General features: G+C 40.9%; 16 protein-coding genes and 1 pseudogene. 9 read left to right on the top strand and 8 right to left on the bottom strand.

All coding sequences use genetic code 11. The features are described 5' to 3' along the window. Positions 1–15: 15 nt before the first annotated feature. From HMPREF9009_RS02925 to HMPREF9009_RS02910, 4 genes are all read right to left on the bottom strand, one after another. A complete protein-coding gene (locus HMPREF9009_RS02925; RefSeq protein ID WP_049701387.1) occupies positions 16–1,584 on the bottom strand; it encodes a RagB/SusD family nutrient uptake outer membrane protein in 1,569 nt (522 codons plus the stop codon). A 23-nt stretch (positions 1,585–1,607) separates the two neighbouring features. Beyond that, positions 1,608–5,198, bottom strand: coding sequence for a SusC/RagA family TonB-linked outer membrane protein (locus HMPREF9009_RS02920; protein WP_049701386.1), 3,591 nt, complete (start codon positions 5,196–5,198; stop codon positions 1,608–1,610). A gap of 151 nt (positions 5,199–5,349) precedes the next feature. Further along, positions 5,350–6,513 carry a FecR family protein gene (locus HMPREF9009_RS02915; protein WP_049701385.1) on the bottom strand — a complete coding sequence of 388 codons (1,164 nt, stop codon included), beginning with the start codon at positions 6,511–6,513 and terminating at the stop codon, positions 5,350–5,352. A 62-nt stretch (positions 6,514–6,575) separates the two neighbouring features. After that, positions 6,576–7,178: an RNA polymerase sigma-70 factor gene (locus HMPREF9009_RS02910; RefSeq protein WP_081354123.1), complete on the bottom strand. Its 603-nt coding sequence runs from the start codon at positions 7,176–7,178 to the stop codon at positions 6,576–6,578. Between the two features lie 44 nt (positions 7,179–7,222). On the opposite strand from HMPREF9009_RS02910, the gene HMPREF9009_RS02905 reads away from it, so the two are divergent. Further along, positions 7,223–8,230, top strand: a complete 1,008-nt coding sequence (locus HMPREF9009_RS02905; protein ID WP_008023433.1) for an NAD-dependent epimerase/dehydratase family protein — start codon at positions 7,223–7,225, stop codon at positions 8,228–8,230. Then, complete coding sequence (locus HMPREF9009_RS02900; protein WP_049701384.1) at positions 8,221–9,186, top strand: phosphatase PAP2 family protein; 966 nt, start codon at positions 8,221–8,223, stop codon at positions 9,184–9,186. Before HMPREF9009_RS02905 ends, HMPREF9009_RS02900 begins: the two co-directional genes overlap by 10 nt. An 89-nt stretch (positions 9,187–9,275) precedes the next feature. Here HMPREF9009_RS02900 and dusB read toward each other — a convergent pair whose 3' ends face one another. Continuing rightward, positions 9,276–10,271 (bottom strand): tRNA dihydrouridine synthase DusB, encoded by a 996-nt coding sequence (gene dusB, locus HMPREF9009_RS02895; protein WP_008023431.1) that lies wholly within the window; start codon positions 10,269–10,271, stop codon positions 9,276–9,278. An 8-nt stretch (positions 10,272–10,279) separates the two neighbouring features. After that, positions 10,280–12,271 carry an RNA-binding domain-containing protein gene (locus HMPREF9009_RS02890; RefSeq protein ID WP_049701383.1) on the bottom strand — a complete coding sequence of 664 codons (1,992 nt, stop codon included), beginning with the start codon at positions 12,269–12,271 and terminating at the stop codon, positions 10,280–10,282. A gap of 23 nt (positions 12,272–12,294) precedes the next feature. Between HMPREF9009_RS02890 and HMPREF9009_RS02885 the strand changes: the two genes are divergently transcribed. From HMPREF9009_RS02885 to HMPREF9009_RS02860, 6 genes are all read left to right on the top strand, one after another. Further along, positions 12,295–13,578 carry a peptidase U32 family protein gene (locus HMPREF9009_RS02885; protein WP_049701382.1) on the top strand — a complete coding sequence of 428 codons (1,284 nt, stop codon included), beginning with the start codon at positions 12,295–12,297 and terminating at the stop codon, positions 13,576–13,578. Between the two features lie 33 nt (positions 13,579–13,611). Continuing rightward, on the top strand, positions 13,612–14,013 hold the full coding sequence (locus tag HMPREF9009_RS02880; protein ID WP_007757582.1) for an acyl-CoA thioesterase: 402 nt from the start codon (positions 13,612–13,614) through the stop codon (positions 14,011–14,013). Further along, positions 14,010–15,131, top strand: a complete 1,122-nt coding sequence (dprA, locus tag HMPREF9009_RS02875) for a DNA-processing protein DprA (protein WP_004317027.1) — start codon at positions 14,010–14,012, stop codon at positions 15,129–15,131. Before HMPREF9009_RS02880 ends, dprA begins: the two co-directional genes overlap by 4 nt. Positions 15,132–15,218: 87 nt before the next feature. After that, a complete protein-coding gene (locus HMPREF9009_RS02870; RefSeq protein WP_008016071.1) occupies positions 15,219–17,702 on the top strand; it encodes a DEAD/DEAH box helicase in 2,484 nt (827 codons plus the stop codon). A 297-nt stretch (positions 17,703–17,999) separates the two neighbouring features. Next, a complete protein-coding gene (locus tag HMPREF9009_RS02865) occupies positions 18,000–18,380 on the top strand; it encodes an ISAon1 family transposase N-terminal region protein (protein ID WP_008023423.1) in 381 nt (126 codons plus the stop codon). Beyond that, a complete protein-coding gene (locus tag HMPREF9009_RS02860) occupies positions 18,346–19,338 on the top strand; it encodes an ISAon1 family transposase (protein ID WP_008023421.1) in 993 nt (330 codons plus the stop codon). Before HMPREF9009_RS02865 ends, HMPREF9009_RS02860 begins: the two co-directional genes overlap by 35 nt. Positions 19,339–19,351: 13 nt before the next feature. On the opposite strand, the pseudogene HMPREF9009_RS24955 reads toward HMPREF9009_RS02860, so the two are convergent. Both HMPREF9009_RS24955 and HMPREF9009_RS02840 read right to left on the bottom strand, forming a co-directional pair. Then, a pseudogene (locus HMPREF9009_RS24955) lies at positions 19,352–20,495 on the bottom strand (AAA family ATPase). 145 nt (positions 20,496–20,640) lie between these two features. After that, positions 20,641–21,768 carry an AAA family ATPase gene (locus tag HMPREF9009_RS02840; protein ID WP_004317037.1) on the bottom strand — a complete coding sequence of 376 codons (1,128 nt, stop codon included), beginning with the start codon at positions 21,766–21,768 and terminating at the stop codon, positions 20,641–20,643. A gap of 307 nt (positions 21,769–22,075) precedes the next feature. On the opposite strand from HMPREF9009_RS02840, the gene HMPREF9009_RS02835 reads away from it, so the two are divergent. Beyond that, positions 22,076–23,851 carry an oxaloacetate decarboxylase gene (locus tag HMPREF9009_RS02835; protein WP_032811991.1) on the top strand — a complete coding sequence of 592 codons (1,776 nt, stop codon included), beginning with the start codon at positions 22,076–22,078 and terminating at the stop codon, positions 23,849–23,851. Positions 23,852–23,946: the final 95 nt, after the last annotated feature.

Raw genomic sequence — 23,946 nt, 5'->3', positions numbered from 1 at the left:
TCCTCCTAAAGTTATTTAGTCATTTCTTGGATTTGGTTGCATACCTGCTGTAATGACACTGGCCGGTAGCTGAATTGCACGTCTGGGGTCATTCGTGTCCATCTTGTCGGTGATATTCACCAAGGTATAACCTTCATAATAGCGGCGGTAGATTATAATACCATAGCGTTTTATATCTTGCCATCTAAGCCCCTCTTCTAAGGTTAGCAGACGTCTTGCATGTAGAATACAATGTATTAGATTCTCCTGCATTCCTTTTTCTACTACAAAATCCGGATGCAATTCCTTTTTTACTGTCGGAGCTTCCGGTGTGTAATATTTTAGTCGGGCATAAAAATCATTGATTGTCTCCTTGGTCAAAGTTTGGGTGTTTTTTGTAAAGGCTTTCTGCCAGGCATCTATATCAGCGGCAGCTTCGTCATAACGTTTTAGTAACGTGTAGGCTTCAGCTCGGCAAAGCAATGCTTCGTCGGTGGTAAAAGCAGGATACAGCATGTAGCCGATCCAACTGTTGCCCGACGTGAATTGCTGATAGATAACTAAGCGGCGGAATCCGTTCTTTATAGAGCCACCGGGTGAAAATGGGATCTGATGATAACTTGACTGATCTCCCCATGGACCTTCGGATTTACAACTTTCCGAAGCAGTAATATTGTTCATGCAATACCTTTCGCAGTTGGCATAACCCGGATCGGAAACCAATGGCCAATATGAAGCTGCTGATATTACCATTAGATTGGCACGGTTATCTGCATCTACATAAGCGTTCGGCTGTATATTCTTGTTGGGAGATAAAGCTCCTAATGCAGCCCAGTCACGTAAATATTGGGACGCATTATTACCGAGTACTATATTGGCATAATTGATAACTTTCTGACAGTTGGAAAAATCCGGTTGTGTATAATATAGATAAAAGCGGGCTGCAAATGCATAAGCGGCCTTCTTATTAAAATGATATTTTACCCGTGAGTAAATATTGTCATCAATTAAAGGCAGTCCTTCTTCTAAATCGGCTGCAATATTTTCGTATACTTCAGCAACTGTTCCGCGTGAGTATTGTGGATTTACAGATGTTTCCGGTTCTTTTATGTAAGGTATACCCAAGTCTTTGTCTCCATTTGTACCATACGCTTTGCAGAATGTGGTAGCTAATACAAAATGATTGTATGCACGGCATATCAAAGCTTCGCCTTTTTGGGCTGATAATGATTGAGGATTTCCCATCTGCTCAATAGCCGCCAAGGCTTGGTTGGCTGATGCAATCGAGTTATAACAGTCATTCCATAGAGCATGGGGAGAGTCCTGATTTTCTTCAGTCGTTTGTTGCCAACGGTACAAATGTTCGTTTAATCGGAAAAGATAGCTGTATGCTCTGCTATTTTCATCAATATTGTCACTGTAAAATTCTCCTATGTGACAGTTGGTAGTCATAGGATATGCAGATACCAGAACTTTAGTAATACTTTCTTCAGTAGTCAATTCAGTTCGGTTATCCGGCATTTCATCTAAAAAATCACTACAGGAAGTTGTTTCCAGACATAGAGCTGAAATGAGTGTTGTATATAAGACGTTTCTGTATTTCATCATTTTTATAATTATCTGAATGGTTAAAATCCTAATCTAAGAGTCAATGTAAACTGACGAGGTACAGGGGAAGCTACTCCACCGGTATTGAAGAATTCCGGGTCCTGTCCGTTGAGTTTTTTATCTGCATAAATCAGGAATAAATTGGTAGCCTGAAGTTTCAAAGATAAATTAGATATCTTTGCTGGTGCAATCCATGATTGGGGGAAGTCATAGGACAAGGATATTTCCTTCATACGGATAAAGTCTCCCTTGGCAATTCGTTCTGTAGAATAATTGTAGGCATTATATGCATACATTAAATCTTTATTATCTTCATATTGGCGTTTCGAGATAATAGCGGGGATATTCGTGCGTTTCTCATCACCTGGCACTGTCCAGCGATTCTTGAATTCGCGTGGCATAGAAGATAAGTCACTGTATTGATAGCTGAAACATGGATTCAAACGTACTACATTACCAAATGAATAGGTGATGAATACATTCAGTTTGAATGCTTTATAAGTGAAAATATTACCAAAACTTCCTGTTATGGTAGGATCAGTAGGACCTTCATATTTTAGGTAGTCTATGTTGTCACGTGTCTGAAAATCAATATCGGTACTGGTTATTTTTCCATTGATATTATACATCGGGATACCATTTGAATTTAGGCCGACAAATGGAATGGAAAACAAACCACGTACCGGGTAACCCTGACGGGCAAAACCGTAACCTGAAACTAAATCCATTACGCTGGAACGGGCATTCAGTTCTGTAACTTTATTTTTTGCTTTGGAAAAGATGAAGTCTGTATGCCATGAAAAGTTTTTCGACTGGATATTCTTACTTGAGATGGTGAACTCGATACCATGTGATTTCATGGAAGCTATATTGGCATATTTGTAGATAGAACCGCCTACTCCTTGTGTCGGGGTAATACCAATCAGGTCATAGTTGTTGCGTTTATACCAGTCGATCGAAAAATTGATCCGGTTGTCTAAGAATCCCATGTCGGCACCGATGTTCAACTCATGCTTTTTTTCGTAGGTTAATTCACTGTTTTCAGGATCAGATACATAAAGTCCTGTTTCCTGTCCGCTGGTGAAAGGACGAAATGGTGAATAACTAGTGATTATGGCATGTGAGTTGGTCACATATTCCGGTCCTCTATCGGCTGTTAAAGAGTAGGATGCTTTGAATGTTAAGTGTGACAGTACGGAGCTGAATGTCTTGAAGAAATTTTCTTCATGTACATTCCATGCTCCTGACATATTCCATGTAGGAAGCCAGCGGGAAGAACGGCTTTTTCCCATGCGATTGGTGCCTTCATAGCGGAATGTTCCGTTTACTGTATAACGTCCATCATAAGAATAAGTTGCGTTGGCAAAGCCTGCTACACTTCTTGTTGTTGTATGGTTTAATCCATAATAGCTTTCACCGGATTCAATGCCCTTCTTGAAGAATTCATATACATACGATGGTATTTCACCCATTGTATATTGCATTCCCCATCCTTGAAAATAATTTTGCATACGTTTCAAATCATTTACTTCCATACCGGCGAAAAGATTGGTTATATGCTTTTCTGCAAATAAATGATTCCAGGATGCTGTGGCACGGAAGTCTACCCCCAACATACGATAGTCCTTACGCTGGTAAATACCTCCTTCCGGTAGTATACTGATAGGCAAAGCATACGGATTATCCGGATTGGTATACAATAAGTTGTTTTCGTCACGAATGGTAGCGTCGTCCATTCCTGTGCGATAAGCGGTTGCCTGATTCGAGTGATCTTTGATATTGTGTTCTTGTGAAGAAGCCTGATATCTGACTGCTCCTAATGCACTTAGTTCTAACTCCGGAAGTGCTTTCCATTTTATTTCTCCTTGAAACTTAACATCAGCTACATTCAAATCCATATAATTGTTATCCAATTCATGGAGGATATTGAACGGTGCATAGTTGGCTGTATAGTCAACTGTTGGATCTAATGCACGTGATGTATTTAGTGCATACGAATAGGGATTGATGTCAAACTGACGGGTAACTTCTCCACTTGCTGCATTAACCTCTGAACTTAGTGTCCCGGGGGCTTTCTGTTTACGGTAGGAAGCACTGGAGATCAGGTTTATAGATAAATTCTTATATATATTATATGTTGTATTTAAATTAGCAGTATAACGTTTTACTTCACTTTGTTTATACCATCCCGGATCTGACATCGCACTTAATGAAGCATAGAATGAAGACTTTTCAGTTCCGGAAGTGATGCTGACCGAATGGTTTTGTGTAACGTTGTTGGAAAATAAGGTATTGAACCAGTCGGTATTTCTCATTTCCGCTTCGCGCAGGTAAGCATTACGTGCTTCCGGCGTGTTGGCAAGTCCGAATTGTCCTGTAACCGGGTTATATTGATTGATTAATTGATACATACGTCCATATACACCACTATCTTTGGCACGGTAAGTATCGCTGTTATTAAGCCATCCTTTCTGCTCCATCTCTTTGTAGATTCCCATTTGTTCCTGCGAATTCATAATGTTGAATTCTTTATAACTGGGAATCATACGGGTTGTAAATTCACCGGTATAGCTCATTTTGCTAACGCCGGCTTTTCCCTTCTTGGTTGTTACTACAATAACCCCTGCCATGGCTCGTGCGCCATAGATAGAGGTTGCTGATCCGTCTTTCAATATTTGAAAGCTCTCGATATCATCTGAATTCAACCCGGCAATGGCTGAACTGATTAGCGTCTCTGCATCTCCTGAAGATAAGTCATCCGGACCTACGTCAATAGCATCCTCCATGATGACTCCATCTACTACCCATAATGGCTTTGAACTACCGAAAATAGATGTGGCACCGCGTACCCGAATTTTCGGGGCAGTACCAAACGTGCCGGAAACATTTTGTACAGATACGCCTGCGGCGCGTCCTTCAAGTCCACGGCTGATATCAGGCAAACCATCTAGTTTCACTTCATCTGCGGACAATTGTTTGGTTGCTCCTGTAAACAGGCGTTTATCCATTTTTTGCATACCTGTTACTACTACTTCTGATAAAGTTTGTACATCAGGCATTAATGTAACATTCATAGTTGGGGTAGGAGTCAGATCTTGTGGCTTCATTCCTATATAAGAAAATTGTAACAGGGATTTATTGGATACATTTTCTATCGAAAACTTTCCGTCTATGTCTGTTAATACACCGGACTTGCTTCCCTTGATGACAACAGTTGCACCGATGAGAGGCTGTCCGTCATCACCGGAAATTACCACTCCTTTTACATTGAATACTTTCGCTTGTTTGGAAGGACCTTTGGAAGTAATTGTGATAAATTGATCTTCAATATGGTATTCTAGTGGCTTATTGGCTAAGATAATATCGAGAGTCTGCTCTATACTCTTATCTTTGACAGAGCCGGAAACGGTGAATTTCTTGACATCGTCATACGTAAATAGGATTTTGTAGCCGGAGAGTTTTTCCAGACGTTTAAGTACGGACGGCAATCGTTCGTTGCTAATCTCAATCGTGATTTTCTTTTGTGATTGCGTTTGAGCATTAACTTGGTAAGGCTGGAAGCACAATACGCATAGAAAACACACAATAAATAAGTTCCAATTATTTCTCATACGTTTGTTTTTAATAACACTATTTGGATATGTTTATATAACTAATGCGTACGAGAAAAGAAAATGGATACCCCTTTTGCGATTTATTTTTTAATAAAAGTGATATTTTGTTGTTTCTTGCATAGATTTGTTATACTTATGCAATAAAAACCTAGTCTATGGTAAGCGTATTGCCTTGCAAGGTGACAGTGACTTTTTTCATTCTGTTAAGCAATGAGATTGTGTGCTCTAAATCTTTAGTGCGATCGGATATGAAGTGCATTTTATATGTCATTGCTTCTTTGTTTCTGAATTCTATGTTTACATTGTACCAGCGTCCTAAGTTTTGCATAATATCTTTCAATGTAATATTGTCAAAATAGAAATAGCCGTCTTTCCAATAAACGTAAGAGTCTAAGTCTACTTCTGTTAGAACGAAATTTCCATCAGATTGCAGGTGTGCGTCTTCTCCCGGATATAGTCGGGTATATGATCCTCCTTTTGTGTTACTTACTTCTACTTTCCCGTTAATAAGTACTACATGGGTATCTTCGGGAGTATAGCTACGTATATTGAATTCCGTACCGAGAACGCGGGTTTGGACTGTCTCGGTTTTTACAATAAAGGGACGCTTGGCGTCTTTGGCTACCTTGAAATAAGCTTCGCCTTCTAAAGTAACGATACGCTCGTTGCCAATAAAGGCTGTAGGGTAAACAAAATTACTATTGGCATTCAGCCAGACTTCTGTGCCGTCACATAATACCACTTTGAAACTTTCACCTCGTGGCACGGTAAGTACGTGTGTCTGTGTAGTTGTTGAGATGACTTGCCTATAATCCAGCTCTTTCTTTTCAGACTTTGCGATGGCGGTTTTAGGCACGACTTGATTGTTTGACTGCGGTTCGTCTAACACAATTTTTTCTCCGTCATCTTTTTGCAAAACAATATGTTGGGGAGTAGTATCAGCAGTGAATACAGTGATTGGTTCTAGTGCAGGGGTTGTCAGGCTATTAATTAAGTAGTAACTCCCGAATAGAACGGTAATCATGGCGGCTATTCCGATAGTTGTTTTCCAGAGATTGGAACGCATTCGTGTTGAATGTTGTTTTTTCTTGAATCGCTCCAATTCCATTTCTACATTGGGAAGTTCTATTCCTCCTTTTTGTTGTAGGAAAAGACTACTATCCATGATGTCGCGACAAGCTTGCAGGATTTCTTTATCTTTAAGCATCTCCTGCAGCTGTTCGTCGTTTATATCTGAAGAACTCTCCATGATGTCGAGCGCCTTCTTTACAGATTCATCTGTATTGTTTATATTGTCAATATCTTTATTCATCACTGTTTGACTGTATCATACTTGTTTATATTACGTTTAATCATAAAATAAAGATACCTGATTTATGATTTTTTTGCACATTCTTCACGTATCACCTGTAATGCTTTCACAATATGCTTCCTGACTGCACTGACACTGATATTTAACTCTTCTGCCACTTCCTGATATTTCTTGCGTTGAATATAACATTCTTCTAAAATATGCCTGGTATGTGGAGTCAGTTTTTCCATTGCCTTGCTGATATGCATCATTCTTTCATCCTGCTCCAGATATTCCGTTTCAACATAACTTTTGGTCAATTCGGAATAGATTTGTACATACTGTTCATGTGTATTCTGATGTCGTAGGAAGTCAATGCTTTTGTTGCGAACGTAAACGTATAGATAAGATTTAGCCGTGGCTTTATCTATTTTTGCATAATTGGCCCAAATAAATTCGAAGGCGTCGCTTACGATATCCTTGCTAGCCTCCATATTATTAATCAGGTGAAATGCATAATAATAAAGTTGAGGATAGTACTCTTTAAAAAGAAAATCAAAATCGGCCTTATCTTCCACGTGCTTTAAAAGTGTTGAATAGTAAATAAATCGCGTTGCAAATAAACAAATAATAATTGAGAAAAGCAAAATGGCTTTTATTTTATATTTATCGTATCTTTGTGGCATCATATTTTTTCAATTAATATTCATGTAGGACCTGAAAAGTAATAATGGAGAGTATTTTAATTACAGGCGCGAGTGGTTTTATCGGCAGTTTCATCGTGGAGGAAGCGTTGAAGCGAAAGTTTGGTGTGTGGGCCGGGATTCGTTCTACGAGTAGCAAGCGGTATTTGAAAAACCGGAAAATCCACTTTCTGGAACTGGATTTTGCGCACCCTAATAAACTTCGTGCCCAACTCTCCGGGCATAAAGGCACTTACAACAAATTTGATTATATCATTCATTGCGCCGGTGTTACAAAGTGCCCCGACAAGCACTCTTTTGACTATGTGAATTATCTTCAGACCAAATATTTTATCGATACGTTGAAGGAGCTGAATATGGTTCCGAAACAGTTTATCTATATCAGTACATTGAGTGTGTTCGGACCTGTACGTGAGAAGGACTATACTCCGATAAAAGCGGACGACCCTCCGGTACCCAATACTGCTTATGGACTGAGCAAGCTGAAAGCGGAGTTGTATATTCAGAGTATGCCCGGTTTCCCTTATGTCATTTATCGTCCTACAGGAGTCTATGGACCTCGTGAAGCTGATTACTATCTGATGGCAAAGTCTATCCAGAAACACGTTGATTTCTCGGTCGGTTTCCGTCGTCAGGATTTGACTTTTGTGTATGTGAAAGACATTGTGCAGGCTATTTTCCTGGGAATAGAGAAAAAAGTAGTTCGTAAGGCGTATTTCTTGACAGACGGGAAAGTTTATAAAAGTCGTGCCTTTTCGGATCTGATACAAAAAGAATTGGGTAATCCGTTTGTTCTTCACTTGAAATGTCCATTAATTGTGCTAAAAGTTATATCTTTGTTCGCTGAATTCATTGCTACACGTTCCGGGAGGAGCAGTACCCTGAATTCGGATAAATATAAGATAATGAAACAACGCAACTGGCAATGCGATATAACCCCGGTAATGGATGAACTGGGGTATGTGCCCGAATATGATTTGGAAAAGGGAGTTCGGGAAACCATTGCCTGGTATAAAAATGAAGGATGGCTTTAGACTTATTTAAGCGCATAGAAACCCGGAAAGGGTTGTTTGCTGTGGAAAAGATTACATTGATTTATAATCTGTTGACTTCCATATTGATTCTGTTCCTGTTTCAGCGGATGGATCATCCATGGCACATGTTGCTGGATAGGGCTATGATCGCGGCAATGACTTTTTTATTGATGTATCTTTATCGTCTTGCTCCCTGTAAATTTTCGGCGTTTGTGCGTATTGTTATTCAGATGAGTCTGCTGTCTTACTGGTATCCGGATACTTTCGAGTTCAATCGTTTCTTTCCGAATTTAGATCATGTATTTGCAACTGCCGAACAGTTTATTTTCAATGGTCAGCCTGCTATTTGGTTCTGCCATACGTTTCCACATCTTATAGTCAGCGAGGCATTCAATATGGGATATTTCTTTTATTATCCGATGATGCTGATTGTGGCTCTATTCTATTTCATTTATAAATTTGAGTGGTTCGAGAAGATGTCTTTTGTGCTTGTCACTTCTTTCTTTATTTACTATCTGATTTATATATTCGTTCCTGTTGCAGGCCCTCAATTCTATTTTCCTGCCATTGGTATTGATAATGTATCTAAAGGTATTTTCCCTGCTATTGGTGATTATTTCAATTATAATCAGGAGTTGCTTCCCGGACCGGGCTATCAGCACGGATTTTTTTATAGTTTGGTGGAAGGCTCGCAGCAAGTGGGTGAACGTCCTACGGCGGCATTCCCCAGTTCGCATGTAGGCATTTCTACTATTCTGATGATTATGGCTTGGCGTGGCAGCAAGAAGTTGTTTGCCTGTCTTATACCTTTCTATATGTTGCTCTGTGGGGCTACCGTATATATTCAGGCGCATTATGTGATTGATGCCATTGTTGGTTTCTTCTCTGCATTCCTATTGTATGTAGTCGTAACCTGGATGTTCAAAAAGTGGTTTGCGCAGCCGATGTTTAAATAGAAACCAAAGACCTTGACGTTTTAATTAGATCATGTTATTCTTCAGGAACAAGTACAAGTTCCTGAAGAATAGATATAATAGGTGCTGATTTAAATTTCCGGATTTTCTTTGCGTTGGGAAGTGATTTCATCAAATATCCGGAAAAGCTCTTCTTTTGTTTCTGCCCGTAACATCGCAATACGTGTGTTGCGGAAGTTAGGGATTCCCTTGAATAGAGGGCTTGCGGCCAGATGACGGCGTACATGCAAAATACCTCTACGCTCATCGAGCAGATTAACGCTGTCTACCACTTCCTGACGAAGTACTTCCATACACCATTCAAAACTAAGTGGAGGTAATTCTTCACCTGTCTCTAAATAGTGTTTTACTTCCTTGAATATCCATGGACGACCGAAGCTGGCGCGACCGATCATCACAGCATCTACTCCATAACGGTCAAAACACTCCTTACAGCGTTGAGGACTGGTCACGTCTCCATTGCCGATAATGGGAATATGCATTCTCGGATTATTCTTCACTTCGCCTATCAGTGTCCAATCCGCCTCTCCGGTATACATTTGTGCGCGGGTACGGCCATGTATAGTCAATGCGGCTATGCCACAATCTTGCAATTGTTCCGCTAATTCTACAATTACTTTATTGTTTGCATCCCATCCCAAACGAGTCTTCACTGTTACGGGTATTTTCACCGCATCTACGACAGCACGGGTGATCTCCAGCATCTTGGGGATATTTTGTAGCATACCTGCTCCTGCACCTTTTCCGGCGACTCTTTTCACCGGACATCCGAAGTTTATATCCAGAATGTCAGGTTGTGCCTGCTCTACAATCTTGGCAGCTTCCACCATTGTCTCTGTATCTTTCCCGTATATCTGGATGGCGACAGGACGTTCTGCATCGCTGATACTTAGTTTCTGCGCAGTCTTGCTGACAGCGCGTATCAGTGCGTCACTCGATACAAACTCGGTGTACACCATGTCTGCTCCGAATTTCTTGCATATCAGGCGGAAAGCCGGATCGGTTACATCCTCCATCGGGGCAAGTAAGATGGGGTGTTTTCCTAAATCTATATGGGCTATTTTCATATATAATATTACTGCTTATTAAAGTTTTTATTGGTTGCTTTATATTTCTGTTTCGGATGGTTGGGAATTCCGGGGTATAGTCTCTCTATTGTACCGTTTTGAAGCATTCTGGGGATAATAAAATTGATAAGATATTTAAGTGTTTTATGAACTTTTGTTGCTATTTCTTCAATACTAATATAGTCTTGTGATAGCGAAATGATGAGTGCTTGCAATTCTTCAAAAGTCATTCTTTGTTTATTTTGCTTTGAACTCTCCATGTTACTCTTCAGACTCTCCATGTTACTCTTCAGACTCTCCATATTACTTTCCGAGCTCTCCATATTACTTTCCGAGCTTTCCATATTATTCTCTGAACTTTCAACCTTATCTTCCAAAGTTTCAAACTTTCCCTCAGATTCATTAATATGGTATTTCGTTCCTCTGCCATTTCCTTCTGCAATCAAAAATCCTTCATTACAGAGTTTTTTTAGCATCTTTGTGATATCTGAACGATGTTGAGGAACAACGTATTGTAGTTGAGTGTTATTAATCTCATTTTCACTATAACAAGTAACCAAAGCCGTTAACTCATCTTGGGTTAGTTTTTCAATCTTTCCATCAAATAGTTCTTTTAGTTTGATTACAGCATCATCCGGTAATAAACTTATCATAGGTAAAGTTAGTTCCACCTTGTCCGGACGGTTCAATTCTTCAACATACGGTTTTTGCCAGTTAGCTTCTCTCCAACCTTTTATAATCTTATTTACACCGCTACCAGCTTTCTCCGAGAAACCGATTAGCATGAACATTTTTTGTAATGCTTTATTACGGCATACGCTGTCTCCCCCTGAATAATATTGTGTTTTGCTGACCAACATTGTTCCGGGATTCTTGAAGCGGTATTTATCTACCCACTGTTCAACAACAATGTTTCCTTCTTCCGAGAAATCACAATGAATAAGTGTGTTGATAAATGCTTCACGTATTGCAATATGTGTGGGAGTCTCATCAATTCGTATACCATTTCTTATTTGGAAAGGTTTAGGGAGTATGACAGTCAGTTTAGGGTATACTTTGCGATAAAATTGGAAGAGATTTGCTTCCCAAGTTCCGTCCGGGCAGATACGATCTGACCATCTGATAGAATCGTCTGCTCCTAAATGTTCCCTATAATCTGGAAAATAATTAGGAGCGCATTCAGGATCTGTGATACTTTCTGTTTTGCCGAACATAAGTATTCCGGCTAAAGTGAAACCTTCCTCTTTAGTATGCCGGTCTTTACGATACGCTTCCAATTTTGTCAGAAATTCCAGGTCATTCAGGCTAAGCCATGGATGAGATGGTTTCAGATTGGCAAATAGTTGCCTGTATTGTGTCAGGGTTTCCTTATCAATATCTTCTATGGAATAATTGCACAGGATTCTGGAATCACGTGGGTGGTTTTCGTCCGAATCTGCAATCAAGCGTTTCACTTCAGCATCTGTACATTTATAATCGCCTTCATGGTTACGTTTAAATGTATGTCCGCCAAAAGGATTTCTTGTTCTGTAGATAGGACGTTGTATACGGGTTGCACGAGGAACATAAATGAGGAGCAGATTTTTTCCTTTATAACAACCTTCATACAGGTCGTTATCAGAAAGCAGATTCTCATTTACACAATCCGGATTATTAATCTGATTCCAAAAGTCTTTTTTGTACTGGCTGATTTGTTCTTTTGTCAGTCCTTCAATAATGAATTGCTGTTTATACTCTTTCACACCAAGTATAATAACTCCTCCATCTGTATTGGCAAAAGAAGAATAAGTGTCCCATAAACTGTTGGGAAGACCATCTTTGGCAATCTTGAATTCCAAATCTACAGCTTCCTCTTTTTGTATCAACGAGTCTATATAGTCGGTGAAATCCCACTCTTCCAGATTGTTGAGTACGATTGGTTTCTTATTTTCCATTTCTTCTTTCTGCTTTATTCTCTGCAAAAATACGGATAAATTCGTACCTTTGCACACTTCTATCATATTAATGATTATTGGACAGTAAAATGAATATAAAAGATTTTGAAATAATGGCTCCTGTGGGTTCGCGCGAATCTCTTGCTGCGGCCATTCAGGCAGGTGCCGATTCTATCTATTTCGGTATAGAAAACCTGAATATGCGTGCCCGTTCGGCTAATACATTTACGATTGATGATTTGCGGGAAATAGCCCGTACGTGTGACGAGTACGGGATGAAGAGCTACCTGACGGTCAATACGATTATCTATGATAAAGATATCCCTCTGATGCATACCATTGTCGATGCGGCCAAGGAAGCGGGAATTTCTGCGGTAATTGCAGCTGATGTGGCAGTGATGAATTATGCCCGTCAGATAGGGCAGGAGGTACATCTTTCCACCCAGTTGAATATCTCCAATGCGGAGTCTTTGAAATTCTACGCGCAATTTGCAGATGTGGTAGTATTGGCCCGTGAGTTGAATCTGGAACAGGTGGCCGAGATTTATCGTCAGATACAGGAAGAACATATCTGTGGTCCGAGCGGTGAACAACTTCGTATCGAAATGTTCTGCCACGGCGCGCTTTGTATGGCAGTATCGGGTAAATGCTATCTCTCTTTACATGAGATGAATCATTCGGCCAATCGCGGTGCTTGTATGCAGGTATGTCGTCGTTCTTACACGGTTCGTGATAAGGAAACGGATGTGGAACTGGATATTGATAACGAATATATCATGTCTCCCAAAGACTTGAAGACCATCCATTTTATGAATAAAATGTTGGATGCCGGTGTACGTGTATTCAAGATTGAAGGCCGTGCCCGTGGACCTGAATATGTACGTACGGTGGTTGAATGTTACAAAGAAGCTATCAAGGCTTATTTGGATGGAACATTCACCGATGAAAAGATTGCGGCTTGGGATGAACGCCTGAAAACCGTATTCAACCGTGGCTTCTGGGATGGATATTACTTGGGACAGCGTTTGGGCGAATGGACCAGGAATTATGGTTCGGCAGCTACGGAACGTAAGATTTATGTAGGTAAAGGTATCAAATACTTCTCTAATATCGGAGTTTCCGAATTCCTGGTAGAAGCGGCTGAAGTAAGTGTAGGCGATAAGCTTCTCATTACAGGGCCGACTACCGGTGCCCTATTTATGACTTTGGAAGAAGCTCGTGTTGACTTGGAATCTGTGCAAACAGTGAAGAAGGGACAGCATTTCTCCATGAAATCGGATAAGATACGTCCCAGTGACAAGCTGTATAAACTGGTATCGACCGAAGAATTGAGGAAGTTCAAAGGACTCGACATTGAGCAAAAAAGAGGCTAACTGTTATTTCTCAACTTTTAATTCTCAATTTAAATGAACTATATCTATGAATTGGAAATGAAGGTTCGCGATTACGAATGTGACCTTCAAGGTATTGTCAATAATGCCAATTATCAGCACTATCTGGAACATACCCGCCACGAGTTTCTGACTTCGGTGGGTGTCAGTTTTGCTGCACTTCATGAGCAAGGAGTCGATCCGGTAGTGGCACGTATTAGTATGGCATTCAAGACTCCATTGAAAAGCGGAGATGAGTTTGTCTCGAAACTATATATGAAAAAGGAAGGTATCAAATATGTGTTTTATCAGGATATCTTCCGTAAGAATGATAATAAAGTAGTAGTGAAATCCACTGTTGAGACGGTATGTGTGGTAAACGGACGTTTAAGTGACAGCGAATTGTTCGATAATGTCTTTGCGCCCTACCTGAAATGAACAGCTCGGAAGAAGAACAAATTTATAGTATTGCTCTGACAATGGTGCCCGGTATCGGGCACATAGGAGCAAAACATTTGATAGATGGAATGGGTAATGCCGTTGATGTCTTCCGTCTGCGCAAAGAAATACCGGAACGTATTCCAGAAGTAAGTCAACGGGTGATAGAGGCATTGGATTGTCCGCAAGCTGTGCTCCGCGCCGAACAAGAATATGAATTTATCCGGAAGAATCGGATCTCTTGTCTGTCTTTTCATGATGAGGCTTATCCTTCCCGTTTGCGGGAATGTGAAGATGCCCCTGTCGTTCTTTTCTTTAAAGGAAATGCCGATCTAAATTCCCTTCATATCCTGAATATGGTAGGAACCCGTAATGCTACTGATTATGGGACACAAATCTGCGCCTCTTTTCTGCGGGATCTGAAAGCACTTTGTCCTGAAGTGCTTGTAGTCAGCGGTCTTGCTTATGGAATCGATATTCATGCGCATCGTGAAGCTTTGGCCAATGAATTACCTACAGTAGGTGTTTTAGCTCATGGGCTGGATCGTATTTATCCTCATGTCCACCGGAAAACAGCTGTTGACATGCTTGAAAAAGGGGGATTACTGACCGAATTTCTGTCCGGCACCAATCCCGACCGGCATAACTTTGTCAGCCGTAACCGTATTGTCGCCGGTGTGTGTGATGCTACAATTGTCATTGAATCAGCAGAGAAAGGCGGTTCACTGATTACAGCCGAACTTGCCGAAGGTTATCATCGCGACTGTTTCGCTTTCCCCGGTCGCGTGAATGATGAATATTCAAAAGGATGCAACCTGTTAATCAGAGAAAACAGAGCTTCTTTGTTATTATCAGCCGAAGATTTTGTGAAGGCTATGGGCTGGGAGGTTAGTGCTCATTCGGCAAAAGTGGCAAATGTGCAGCGTAGTCTTTTTCTTGATTTGTCTGAAGAGGAGCAAAAGGTTATTGAAATTCTTGAGAAACGAGGCGATTTACAGATTAATACATTAGTAGTTGAAGCGGATATTCCCGTGCAGAAAATGAATACGATTCTTTTCGAGCTTGAAATGAAAGGTGTAGTTCGTGTGTTGGTAGGGGGAATGTACCAGTTATTATAGTAATTTCCTGATAATTTGTATACTTTATATTGTGGAGAAACAGAAACCTTTTCGTATTTTTGGCAAAATTTCGAAGGTACAATGAGCATGGCAAAAAAGACAAAAGCAGATAAAAAGACGAAAAGCACAGTGAATAAAGTTTCTTATCATTATCGACCGGACAATATGACTTTGCAAGACTGGCAGATTGCTTTGCGGAGGCAGGCGGCAATGAAAGAGAAGTTTGTAATATTTGAGAGAGACAAAAAAGAATATCCCGGTTATTATACGGTGATAAATCCTACATCCGGCAATGAATATAATGTGGTATATAGAGGACATCAGAGTCCTTGGAATTATTGTTCGTGTATGGATTTTAAGGCAAGCCAATTGGGTACTTGCAAACATTTGGAAGGAGTCAAACTATGGATTAGAGAGAAAAGACGTAAAGTTTGCCGTGTCACGCCACCGTATTCTTCCGTATACCTGTCTTATCAGGGAGAGCGTAAAGTTTGCTTGCGAATCGGTACGGACAATGAGGAGGAGTTCCGCAAACTGGCAAGTCCTTATTTTACTCCCGACGGAGTGATGCGCCCTGCCGCCATTGACTCGATAACTGAATTCTTGAGGGCTGCTACCCGCCTGAATAACACATTCCGTTGGTATCCCGACGCACTGGGATTTATACTTGAACAGCGTGATTTGCGGCGGCGGTCGCAATTGCTACCGGACTATGCTTCGGACACAGCATTGGACACATTGCTGAAAACAAAACTTTACCCTTATCAGAAAGAAGGAATCCGTTTTGCTTTTCGTGCCGGAAAATCTATCATCGCGGATGAAATGGGACTGGGCAAAACTATCCAGGCTATTGGAACGGCTGAACTGATGAGGAAGCATCAGTTTATATCTTCCGCTCTGATTATATGCCCTACATCATTGAAATATCAATGGAAAAAGGAAATAGAGCGTTTTACCGATGCCAAGGCTATTGTGGTAGAAGGAAATCACCTGACCAGGAAAGTGCTATATGGAGCGGAAGAATTTTATAAGATAGTGTCTTACAACAGTGTGTGCAATGATATTAAAATCTTGAAGTCTCTTCATACTGATTTCCTTATCATGGATGAAGTGCAGCGTCTGAAGAACTGGAATACTCAAATATCCAAAGCAGCCCGTCATATTGAGTCGGATTATTCGGTTATTTTATCCGGTACTCCATTGGAGAATAAGTTGGAGGAACTTTATTCCATCATGCAGTTTGTCGACCAGTTTTGTTTGGGACCTTATTATCAGTTTCTTGACCAGACTGTTGTCCGGTCGGATACGGGTAAGGTGGTTTCTTACAAGAATCTGAATGCCATTGGCGAGCAGATGAAGAACGTACTGATTCGCCGCCGGAAAAAAGATGTAGCTCTCCAGTTGCCCGGGCGGATGGATAAAGTTCTGTTTGTGCCGATGACTGAGCAACAGAGGAATATGCATGATGAATATCAGTCTATCGTGTCGCAACTAGTATTCAAATGGACGAAAACCCGTTTCCTGAGTGAGAAAGACCGGAAGCGGCTATTGTTGATGCTTAGCCAGATGCGTATGCTTTGCGACAGCACTTATATTCTTGACCAGAAAACCCGTTATGATACGAAGGTGGAGGAAACGCTGAATATTCTCAGGAATGTCTTTGAGAGTGGAGATGAGAAGGTGGTTATTTTCAGCCAATGGGAGAGGATGACTCGTCTGATAGCGAAAGAACTGGACGTTTTAGGTGTCCGGTATGAGTATCTTCATGGGGGGATTCCTTCCGAAGCCCGTAAAAATCTGACGGATAACTTTACCGAACTGCCGGAAAGCCGCGTCTTTCTGTCAACTGATGCCGGAAGTACAGGGCTGAATCTGCAAGTTGCGTCTATACTTATCAATCTCGATTTGCCTTGGAATCCGGCCGTTCTCGAGCAGCGTATTGCCCGTATTTATCGTATCGGTCAGAAAAAGAATATCCAGGTTATCAATCTTGTTGCCAGCCAGACTATTGAAGAGAGGATGTTGTCTACCCTCAACTTCAAAACTTCTCTTTTTGAGGGTATCCTTGATAATGGTGAAGATACCATCTTCTTGGAAAACAGCAAGTTCGACAAGATGATGGATAGTCTCAAGGTGGTGGCCGAACCGTCTGAAGAAGTGGACGGAGCGCATAATCGTATGGCGGGCTGCAGTATTGATTTGAATGATAATGAAGAGAAAGTTGTGGAGGAAACGGCTGTTTTGCAAACGACGGACACGGATTCATTGGCATTGCTTGAGGAAGAAACACCTGAAGAAGGAGTAACAGAGGTGAGTACGGAAAAGAAGTCTTCTGTATCTGCGGCAGATAATAATCCGGAGCAATTGCTTCAGCAGGGATTTTCTTTCCTTAGCGGACTGGCACGTACGCTTAGTTCGCCAGAAGCTACTCAGAGATTGGTTGATTCTATTGTAGAGGAAGATAAGGAGACAGGTCGGACTAGTATTCGGATACCTGTATCTGATAAAGAGAGTGTAGTGGGGATTCTGAATTTGTTCGGGAAGCTGTTGGCGGCAGGGAATAAGACATAAAAAAAGGAGCAACGCCTTGCTCCAACCTTTGTTAACCTTAAATCTAATACTATGAAAAAAATCACATGACAAATATAAGCCTTCTTCTTGCCCTTTCCAAATAATTTTGTTGTATTTGTTTCTCTTTTGAATTCTTTTACGGATTTTCACTGTTAACGGGCACAATATGCTTCCATTCCCAGTGATGTTCGAGATTCTGTATAGCTTTATTGCTGAGTTTGCTTTAAATTTCGGCTCACCCGAAATTTCTTGGGGGTAACTATTTGTAGCTTTCTTTAAAGTGATTACTTTTGTAATATGACAGAAGCAGCATTAATATCTTTAGCTCAAATAGTACTACCAAGCGAAGTCCTTTCCTCGTTTGATATAACTAAGGTAGAAAGTACCGATACCGAGATTAACATTCATCTTGATGAAAAGATGTACGATACTTTACGTAATGATGTTCACTTTGAATCCAAAGGTTTTATTCCTGCGGTTTCCATCACCGATTTCCCCATCCGCGACCACAAAGTAATCCTTTTGCTCCGACGCCGTAAATGGGTTGATATTCGTACCGGCAAGAGTTTTATTCTACCTCTTAAAATAGCCGCCGAAGGCACCTGCTACTCCAAGGAGTTTGCGGCTTTTTTAAAAGAAACGTATGGACACATCCCCGGTGACCTGCCGTACGCTTGATGATTTCTATCATATTGACGCATCTACCTTTGAGAAGCAATACAAGGATGTGCTAAGCGGTTATCGTAATTGGGAAGAGTTGAGCCATGCGGAAGAGTGGCTTGTCTTTCCTGAGAACATTGGACCTAATCTGGCTATTGACGAGACTTCCCTGTCGAATGGCGACCTTTATACAATAGTAACCAACAGGGACAGGCATGGTCGTGAGATGTGCCTTGTCGCCATTGTTGCAGGGACGAAGTCAGAGACGGTCATAGCGGCTTTACGCCATATTCCCGAACACCTGTTGGACAGTGTAGAAGAAGTGACACTTGATTTATCGGACTCAATGCGTAAAATAGTCCGCTTCTGTTTCCGCAAGGCATCTCGTGTAATAGACCGGTTCCACATCCAGAAATTAGCTTGCGATGCAGTGCAGGAAATGCGTATCAAACTCCGCTGGGACGCAATCCAGGAAGCCAATGATGAGATGGAAGAAGCAAAGCAGAAAGGGGAATCATATGTGCCTATGAGATATGAAAATGGAGATTCAAAGAAAGAACTGTTGGCAAGAAGCCGCTATCTGCTGTTTAAATCCTCCGAAAAATGGACCCCAGCACAAAAACAAAGAGCCAAAATTCTTTTTAAGGAATATCCGGAATTGGGACAGGCGTATGGATTATGTCATTCACTCAGAATGATTCTTGCCAAAAATACAATCAAAGATGCGGCAAGATTGAGTATGGCTAAATGGTATAATAAAGTGGAAGAGGCAGGCTTTCATGCTTTCAATGTAATTGCAGCAACCTTCTATGAACATTATGATGATATTCTTAACTTTTATAATAAAAGATCCTCTAATGCGGCGGCTGAATCCTTTAATGCGAAAATCAAACAATTCAGAACCGCATTAAGAGGAGTAGTGGATGAGAAATTCTTCCTCTTTAGACTGGCTAAGATTTATGCATACCCCCAATGATTATCGGGTGAGCCTAAATTTCTTCACATACCGGCATATCCATTCCCTTATACACCACCACAATCTTATGAAGTTGTGTGGCATCGACCGCATTCTTCACCGTCTCGGTTTCTGCATAGCGGTTAGCTTGTGTAATCCCTTCCAGACGCAGTTCTTCCACACGGCTTTCGGGGTCTTTATATTTGGCGTATTTCAGTTCTACAATGTAGCTGTGCTTCATGCCAGAATAGATATCCAGTAGCGGACAGAGGAAAATATCGACATATCCTGCCTGTGTATCCTGTTCGGAAATGGGACGGTAGAAGCGGTTCTGTGCCGTCATGGCAAGCGTAAAGCCGTGGACAAAAAGTTCACCTTTCTGTTTGTCGCGTTGGGAAGTGTAACGTTTCAGGCAGTCGGCAATATAACCGAAATAGGCTTTCCAGTTAGCGTGGTAGGCAAGGGTGCTGGCAGTTCGTTCTTCTCGTAACCGCTGAAACTGAGATCGGCTTCGTCATAAGTACTCAGCAGATAGGTGTAGATTTGTTCGCGGACTACCTGATTGGGGATGGTAAGTTTAGTCTTTCCTTCATACATACCACTGATAGTAAGCATGCCGAAATAATAGAGCAGGCTCACAAAGTTGTCGGGGTTGGTGATCCCTGGGTGCTTTGCCTCGTTGAATATAATTCTTGACGAAGTAGAGCACCATATTTGAGTTGTGCATGGTGGTTTCGCCATAACATTCTTCCGTAAAGCAGTAGTTGTCATACCAGGGTTTTATTATTTCTATCAATTCGTCCACCGTATCTTGTGGCAGATAGTCGGCATATATTTTGCAGAAGTTCTCAAAGGTGGTGCCACAATGCGCATCCAGCCTCTTTCGGTAGTTGTGCAGTTCACCGACTATTCCGGAGAAGTTGAGATACAGCACCAAATACCTGTTCCGGTCAGGGGGTAGGGTGTTTTCCGATGTAAAGGTCGTCAAACAGGGCATCGAACTTATTCTTGGCAAGTATATCATAATAATGTTGCAACATATTTACTGTAAGACTTTTGCCGAAACGGCACGGGCGAATAAAGAAGAAAAACTTGTCTGCCTCTTCTATCATGGGGATAAACCGGATTTTGTCCACATAGTAACAGTCGTCGCGGCGGATTACTGCGAAGTTCATCATGCCGTATGGGATACGTTTTCTGCGCGGTATTATATATTCTTCCATAATTTAGTTAGTTTTGTCTTAAAAGTGTCTTTAGAGTAGTAGTGATGCACAGAGAATCGATTTATGATCGGCAATCTGTGCATCTTTTATTGTATATATGTCAGTAAAGCATTTCTTTTTTAAACCATACTCCAAATACTGGATCTGCAAGAACTATCTCTTTTCCATTTGTCTCTATGAGCTCCTTTTGTAGTAATGCATTTTTTAAGCGGACAATATTGGCCGATGTTCCTAAATTGTATTTTGAAATGACTTCTTTGCTGCTGAATTTAGTGTGTATTCCATCAACAATTGCTTTTAGAAAATTCATTTGATAGGCAGAAAGGTTTTCTGTTTCACTTTGGAATAGAATATTGTTTTGGTCGAGTAGGTCTTCCAATGCATAAGAAAGTTGTTCTGTGGTTGCCGTATTAATGGTACGTATCCAAAGTAGCCAGGAAAGTTGCTGTACATAAGACGAATGGTTGTCTACAAGGCGGCAGATTTCTTCTGCAAGTTCGGGAGAAATGTGTTTTCCTGTATTTTCAAATCGTTTGCATATATATTCAATCCAGTATTTTGTTTCTATTTTTGCGAGATAGATAGCATCTCCAAATTTATAGAATGGTAAATTCTTCTTTTCAAAGAGTTCGTTCATTAAATGCTTTTTACTTCCGAAAAGACAATATGAGACATGTTGTTGTAATTGCCATACGCTACGTAGCTTTTTCTGAAACGTTTTGGAATCTTCGAAATCCGAAATTTGTTGGAACTCATCAATGCAAATGACTATCTGTATTCCTTTCTCTATTGCAATTTTTTCGGGTAACTGTAAGATGTCATTCTCCGTATTATTTTGCATGTTGTACTCGAATGATATAGAGAAATCGTTCATCGGATCTGCTCCGATAGAGATTTTGGGATTGATGTGTGAGAGGAATTGTTTAGTATTCTCTATCCATTCCTCCCATTTGGAAGAAGTTTGTTTTAAGATAGAAGTGGCAAAGAGACGATAAAACTCATTTTCGGTGCGACAGGAAAAAATGTCTATGTAGACCACTTTTCTCTTGCTATCTTGTGATAGCTGGGCTACTTTCTTAACTAGTGATGTTTTTCCCCATCTTCTAGGAGAAATAAGCACTGTATTTACACCATGTGCAAAGTTTAGGAGTAAACGTTGAGTCTCTTTTTCGCGATCTGTAAAGTTATCTCCGGAAGTGGCTACACCAAAAACAAACGGCTTTTCCATAACTATTCTTTATTATTCTTATTGGGCAAATATAGTGATTCTTTGAAATACTAACAAGTTTGTTACTAACAATGTTGTTACTAATAGACTTGTTAGTATTCTTAAAAGAATAAATGCGAACATAAAACAATTTGATTTGTTATTTATAGTAAATGGATCTATTTAGAGGTGGCTTTCTTTCATTATGATATTAAACATCTCTTTATATCTATTTTTTAAGGTGCTTGTTTGACTATATGTCAGTTTAAACCTTTATATTTGTATATGTGAAGTTAACCGAAGAAAAAATCACTTATTATTGGCTATGATGAAAAAGGAAATTAAATTCAGTCTTGTTTATCGGGACATGTGGCAATCTTCCGGTAAATATCAACCTCGGGTTGATCAGCTTGTTCGTATCGCTCCTTTGATTATTGAGATGGGCTGTTTTGCCAGAGTTGAAACGAATGGCGGTGCTTTTGAGCAAGTGAATCTGTTGTACGGCGAAAATCCCAATAAGGCCGTCCGTGCTTTTACCGCACCTTTTAGAGAAGCGGGTATTCAAACGCATATGCTCGATCGCGGATTGAATGCGTTGCGCATGTATCCGGTTCCGGCAGACGTGCGTAAGTTGATGTATAAAGTCAAGCATGCGCAAGGTGTGGACATCACACGCATTTTCTGTGGACTGAACGAAACAAGAAATATCATTCCTTCTATTAAATATGCTCTGGAAGCAGGTATGATTCCGCAGGCAACTCTTTGTATCACCTATTCTCCCGTACACACTGTTGAGTATTATGCCCGAATTGCCGATCAACTGATTGAGGCCGGTGCACCTGAAATATGCTTGAAGGATATGGCGGGTATCGGTCGTCCGGGTATGTTAGGAGAATTGGTCAGAACTATCAAGGAGAAACATCCGGATATATTGATTCAATATCATGGTCATAGCGGACCGGGATTGTCTATGGCTTCTATCCTTGAGGTTTGCGAAAATGGTGCGGACATCATTGATGTGGCTATGGAACCGATGTCTTGGGGCAAAGTGCATCCGGACGTAATCTCTGTGCAGGCTATGTTGAAAGATTTAGGTTTCCAGGTTCCCGACATAAATATGAAAGCATATATGAAAGCTCGTGCTATGACGCAAGAATTCATTGATGATTTTCTGGGTTATTTTATGGATCCTACCAATAAATACATGTCTTCACTTCTACTGAAGTGTGGTTTGCCGGGTGGTATGATGGGTTCCATGATGGCAGACTTGAAAGGAGTACATTCCGGTATCAATATGATATTAAGGAGTAAGAATGAGCCGGAACTTAGTCTGGATGATTTGCTTGTGATGCTTTTTGATGAAGTGGAATATGTATGGCCTAAGCTGGGGTATCCTCCTTTGGTGACTCCTTTCAGCCAGTATGTGAAGAATGTTGCATTAATGAATCTTATGCAGCAGGTAAAAGGGGAAGATCGCTGGACAATGATAGATAACCATACTTGGGATATGATTCTGGGTAAAAGTGGCCGTCTTCCGGGTAAGCTCGCACCGGAGATTGTAGAGTTGGCGAAATCTAAAGGATATGAATTTGTCGATACCGACCCGCAGTTGAATTATCCGGATGCTTTGGATGAATATCGAAAGGAAATGGATGAAAATGGCTGGGAATATGGAGAGGATGACGAGGAACTTTTCGAACTGGCCATGCACGATCGCCAGTATCGTGATTATAAGTCCGGGGTTGCCAAAAAGCGTTTTGAGGAAGAGTTACAACATGCTAAAGATGCGGCAATGGCAAAGAACGGATATTCGGAAGAGGAAATTAAGAAATTGAAGCGTGCCAAGGCGGACCCGGTCATTGCTCCTGATAACGGACAGGTACTTTGGGAAGTTTCCGTAGAGGGACCATCCATTGCTCCATTCATCGGACGTAAATATCAGCATGACGAAGTCTTTTGTTATCTTTCTACCCCGTGGGGAGAATATGAAAAGATTCTGACCGGATTTACCGGACGAGTGGTGGAAGTATGTGCGCAGCAAGGTGCTAATGTGCATAAGGGAGATGTGATCGGTTATATTTTACGGAGTGATATTTTTGCGTAAGCCTTTTATAAAAGTTAGGGCATAAGCTACACCTAATAAAGATTTTAGGGGACTGTCTAACAAGTCTCTTTTTAACGATTTCATCTCTGTCAGAG

The organism is Bacteroides sp. 3_1_13, assembly GCF_001185845.1.
Taxonomy (GTDB): Bacteria; Bacteroidota; Bacteroidia; order Bacteroidales; family Bacteroidaceae; genus Bacteroides; species Bacteroides xylanisolvens.
Note: the sequence above shows the minus strand (reverse complement) of the source record. Positions and strands in the feature narration are given on the sequence as shown.

Bases quoted from the DNA above. Each gene is read 5' to 3' on its own strand.
- HMPREF9009_RS02840 (WP_004317037.1), bottom strand. From the start codon at position 21,768: ATGGAAAAGCCGTTTGTTTTTGGTGTAGCCACTTCCGGAGATAACTTT.
- HMPREF9009_RS02865 (WP_008023423.1), top strand. From the start codon at position 18,000: ATGACAGAAGCAGCATTAATATCTTTAGCTCAAATAGTACTACCAAGC.
- HMPREF9009_RS02920 (WP_049701386.1), bottom strand. From the start codon at position 5,198: ATGAGAAATAATTGGAACTTATTTATTGTGTGTTTTCTATGCGTATTG.
- HMPREF9009_RS02880 (WP_007757582.1), top strand. From the start codon at position 13,612: ATGAACTATATCTATGAATTGGAAATGAAGGTTCGCGATTACGAATGT.
- HMPREF9009_RS02910 (WP_081354123.1), bottom strand. From the start codon at position 7,178: ATGCCACAAAGATACGATAAATATAAAATAAAAGCCATTTTGCTTTTC.
- dusB (WP_008023431.1), bottom strand. From the start codon at position 10,271: ATGAAAATAGCCCATATAGATTTAGGAAAACACCCCATCTTACTTGCC.
- HMPREF9009_RS02925 (WP_049701387.1), bottom strand. From the start codon at position 1,584: ATGAAATACAGAAACGTCTTATATACAACACTCATTTCAGCTCTATGT.
- dprA (WP_004317027.1), top strand. From the start codon at position 14,010: ATGAACAGCTCGGAAGAAGAACAAATTTATAGTATTGCTCTGACAATG.
- HMPREF9009_RS02900 (WP_049701384.1), top strand. From the start codon at position 8,221: ATGGCTTTAGACTTATTTAAGCGCATAGAAACCCGGAAAGGGTTGTTT.
- HMPREF9009_RS02890 (WP_049701383.1), bottom strand. From the start codon at position 12,271: ATGATAGAAGTGTGCAAAGGTACGAATTTATCCGTATTTTTGCAGAGA.
- HMPREF9009_RS02915 (WP_049701385.1), bottom strand. From the start codon at position 6,513: ATGAATAAAGATATTGACAATATAAACAATACAGATGAATCTGTAAAG.
- HMPREF9009_RS02860 (WP_008023421.1), top strand. From the start codon at position 18,346: ATGGACACATCCCCGGTGACCTGCCGTACGCTTGATGATTTCTATCAT.
- HMPREF9009_RS02870 (WP_008016071.1), top strand. From the start codon at position 15,219: ATGGCAAAAAAGACAAAAGCAGATAAAAAGACGAAAAGCACAGTGAAT.
- HMPREF9009_RS02885 (WP_049701382.1), top strand. From the start codon at position 12,295: ATGAATATAAAAGATTTTGAAATAATGGCTCCTGTGGGTTCGCGCGAA.
- HMPREF9009_RS02835 (WP_032811991.1), top strand. From the start codon at position 22,076: ATGAAAAAGGAAATTAAATTCAGTCTTGTTTATCGGGACATGTGGCAA.
- HMPREF9009_RS02905 (WP_008023433.1), top strand. From the start codon at position 7,223: ATGGAGAGTATTTTAATTACAGGCGCGAGTGGTTTTATCGGCAGTTTC.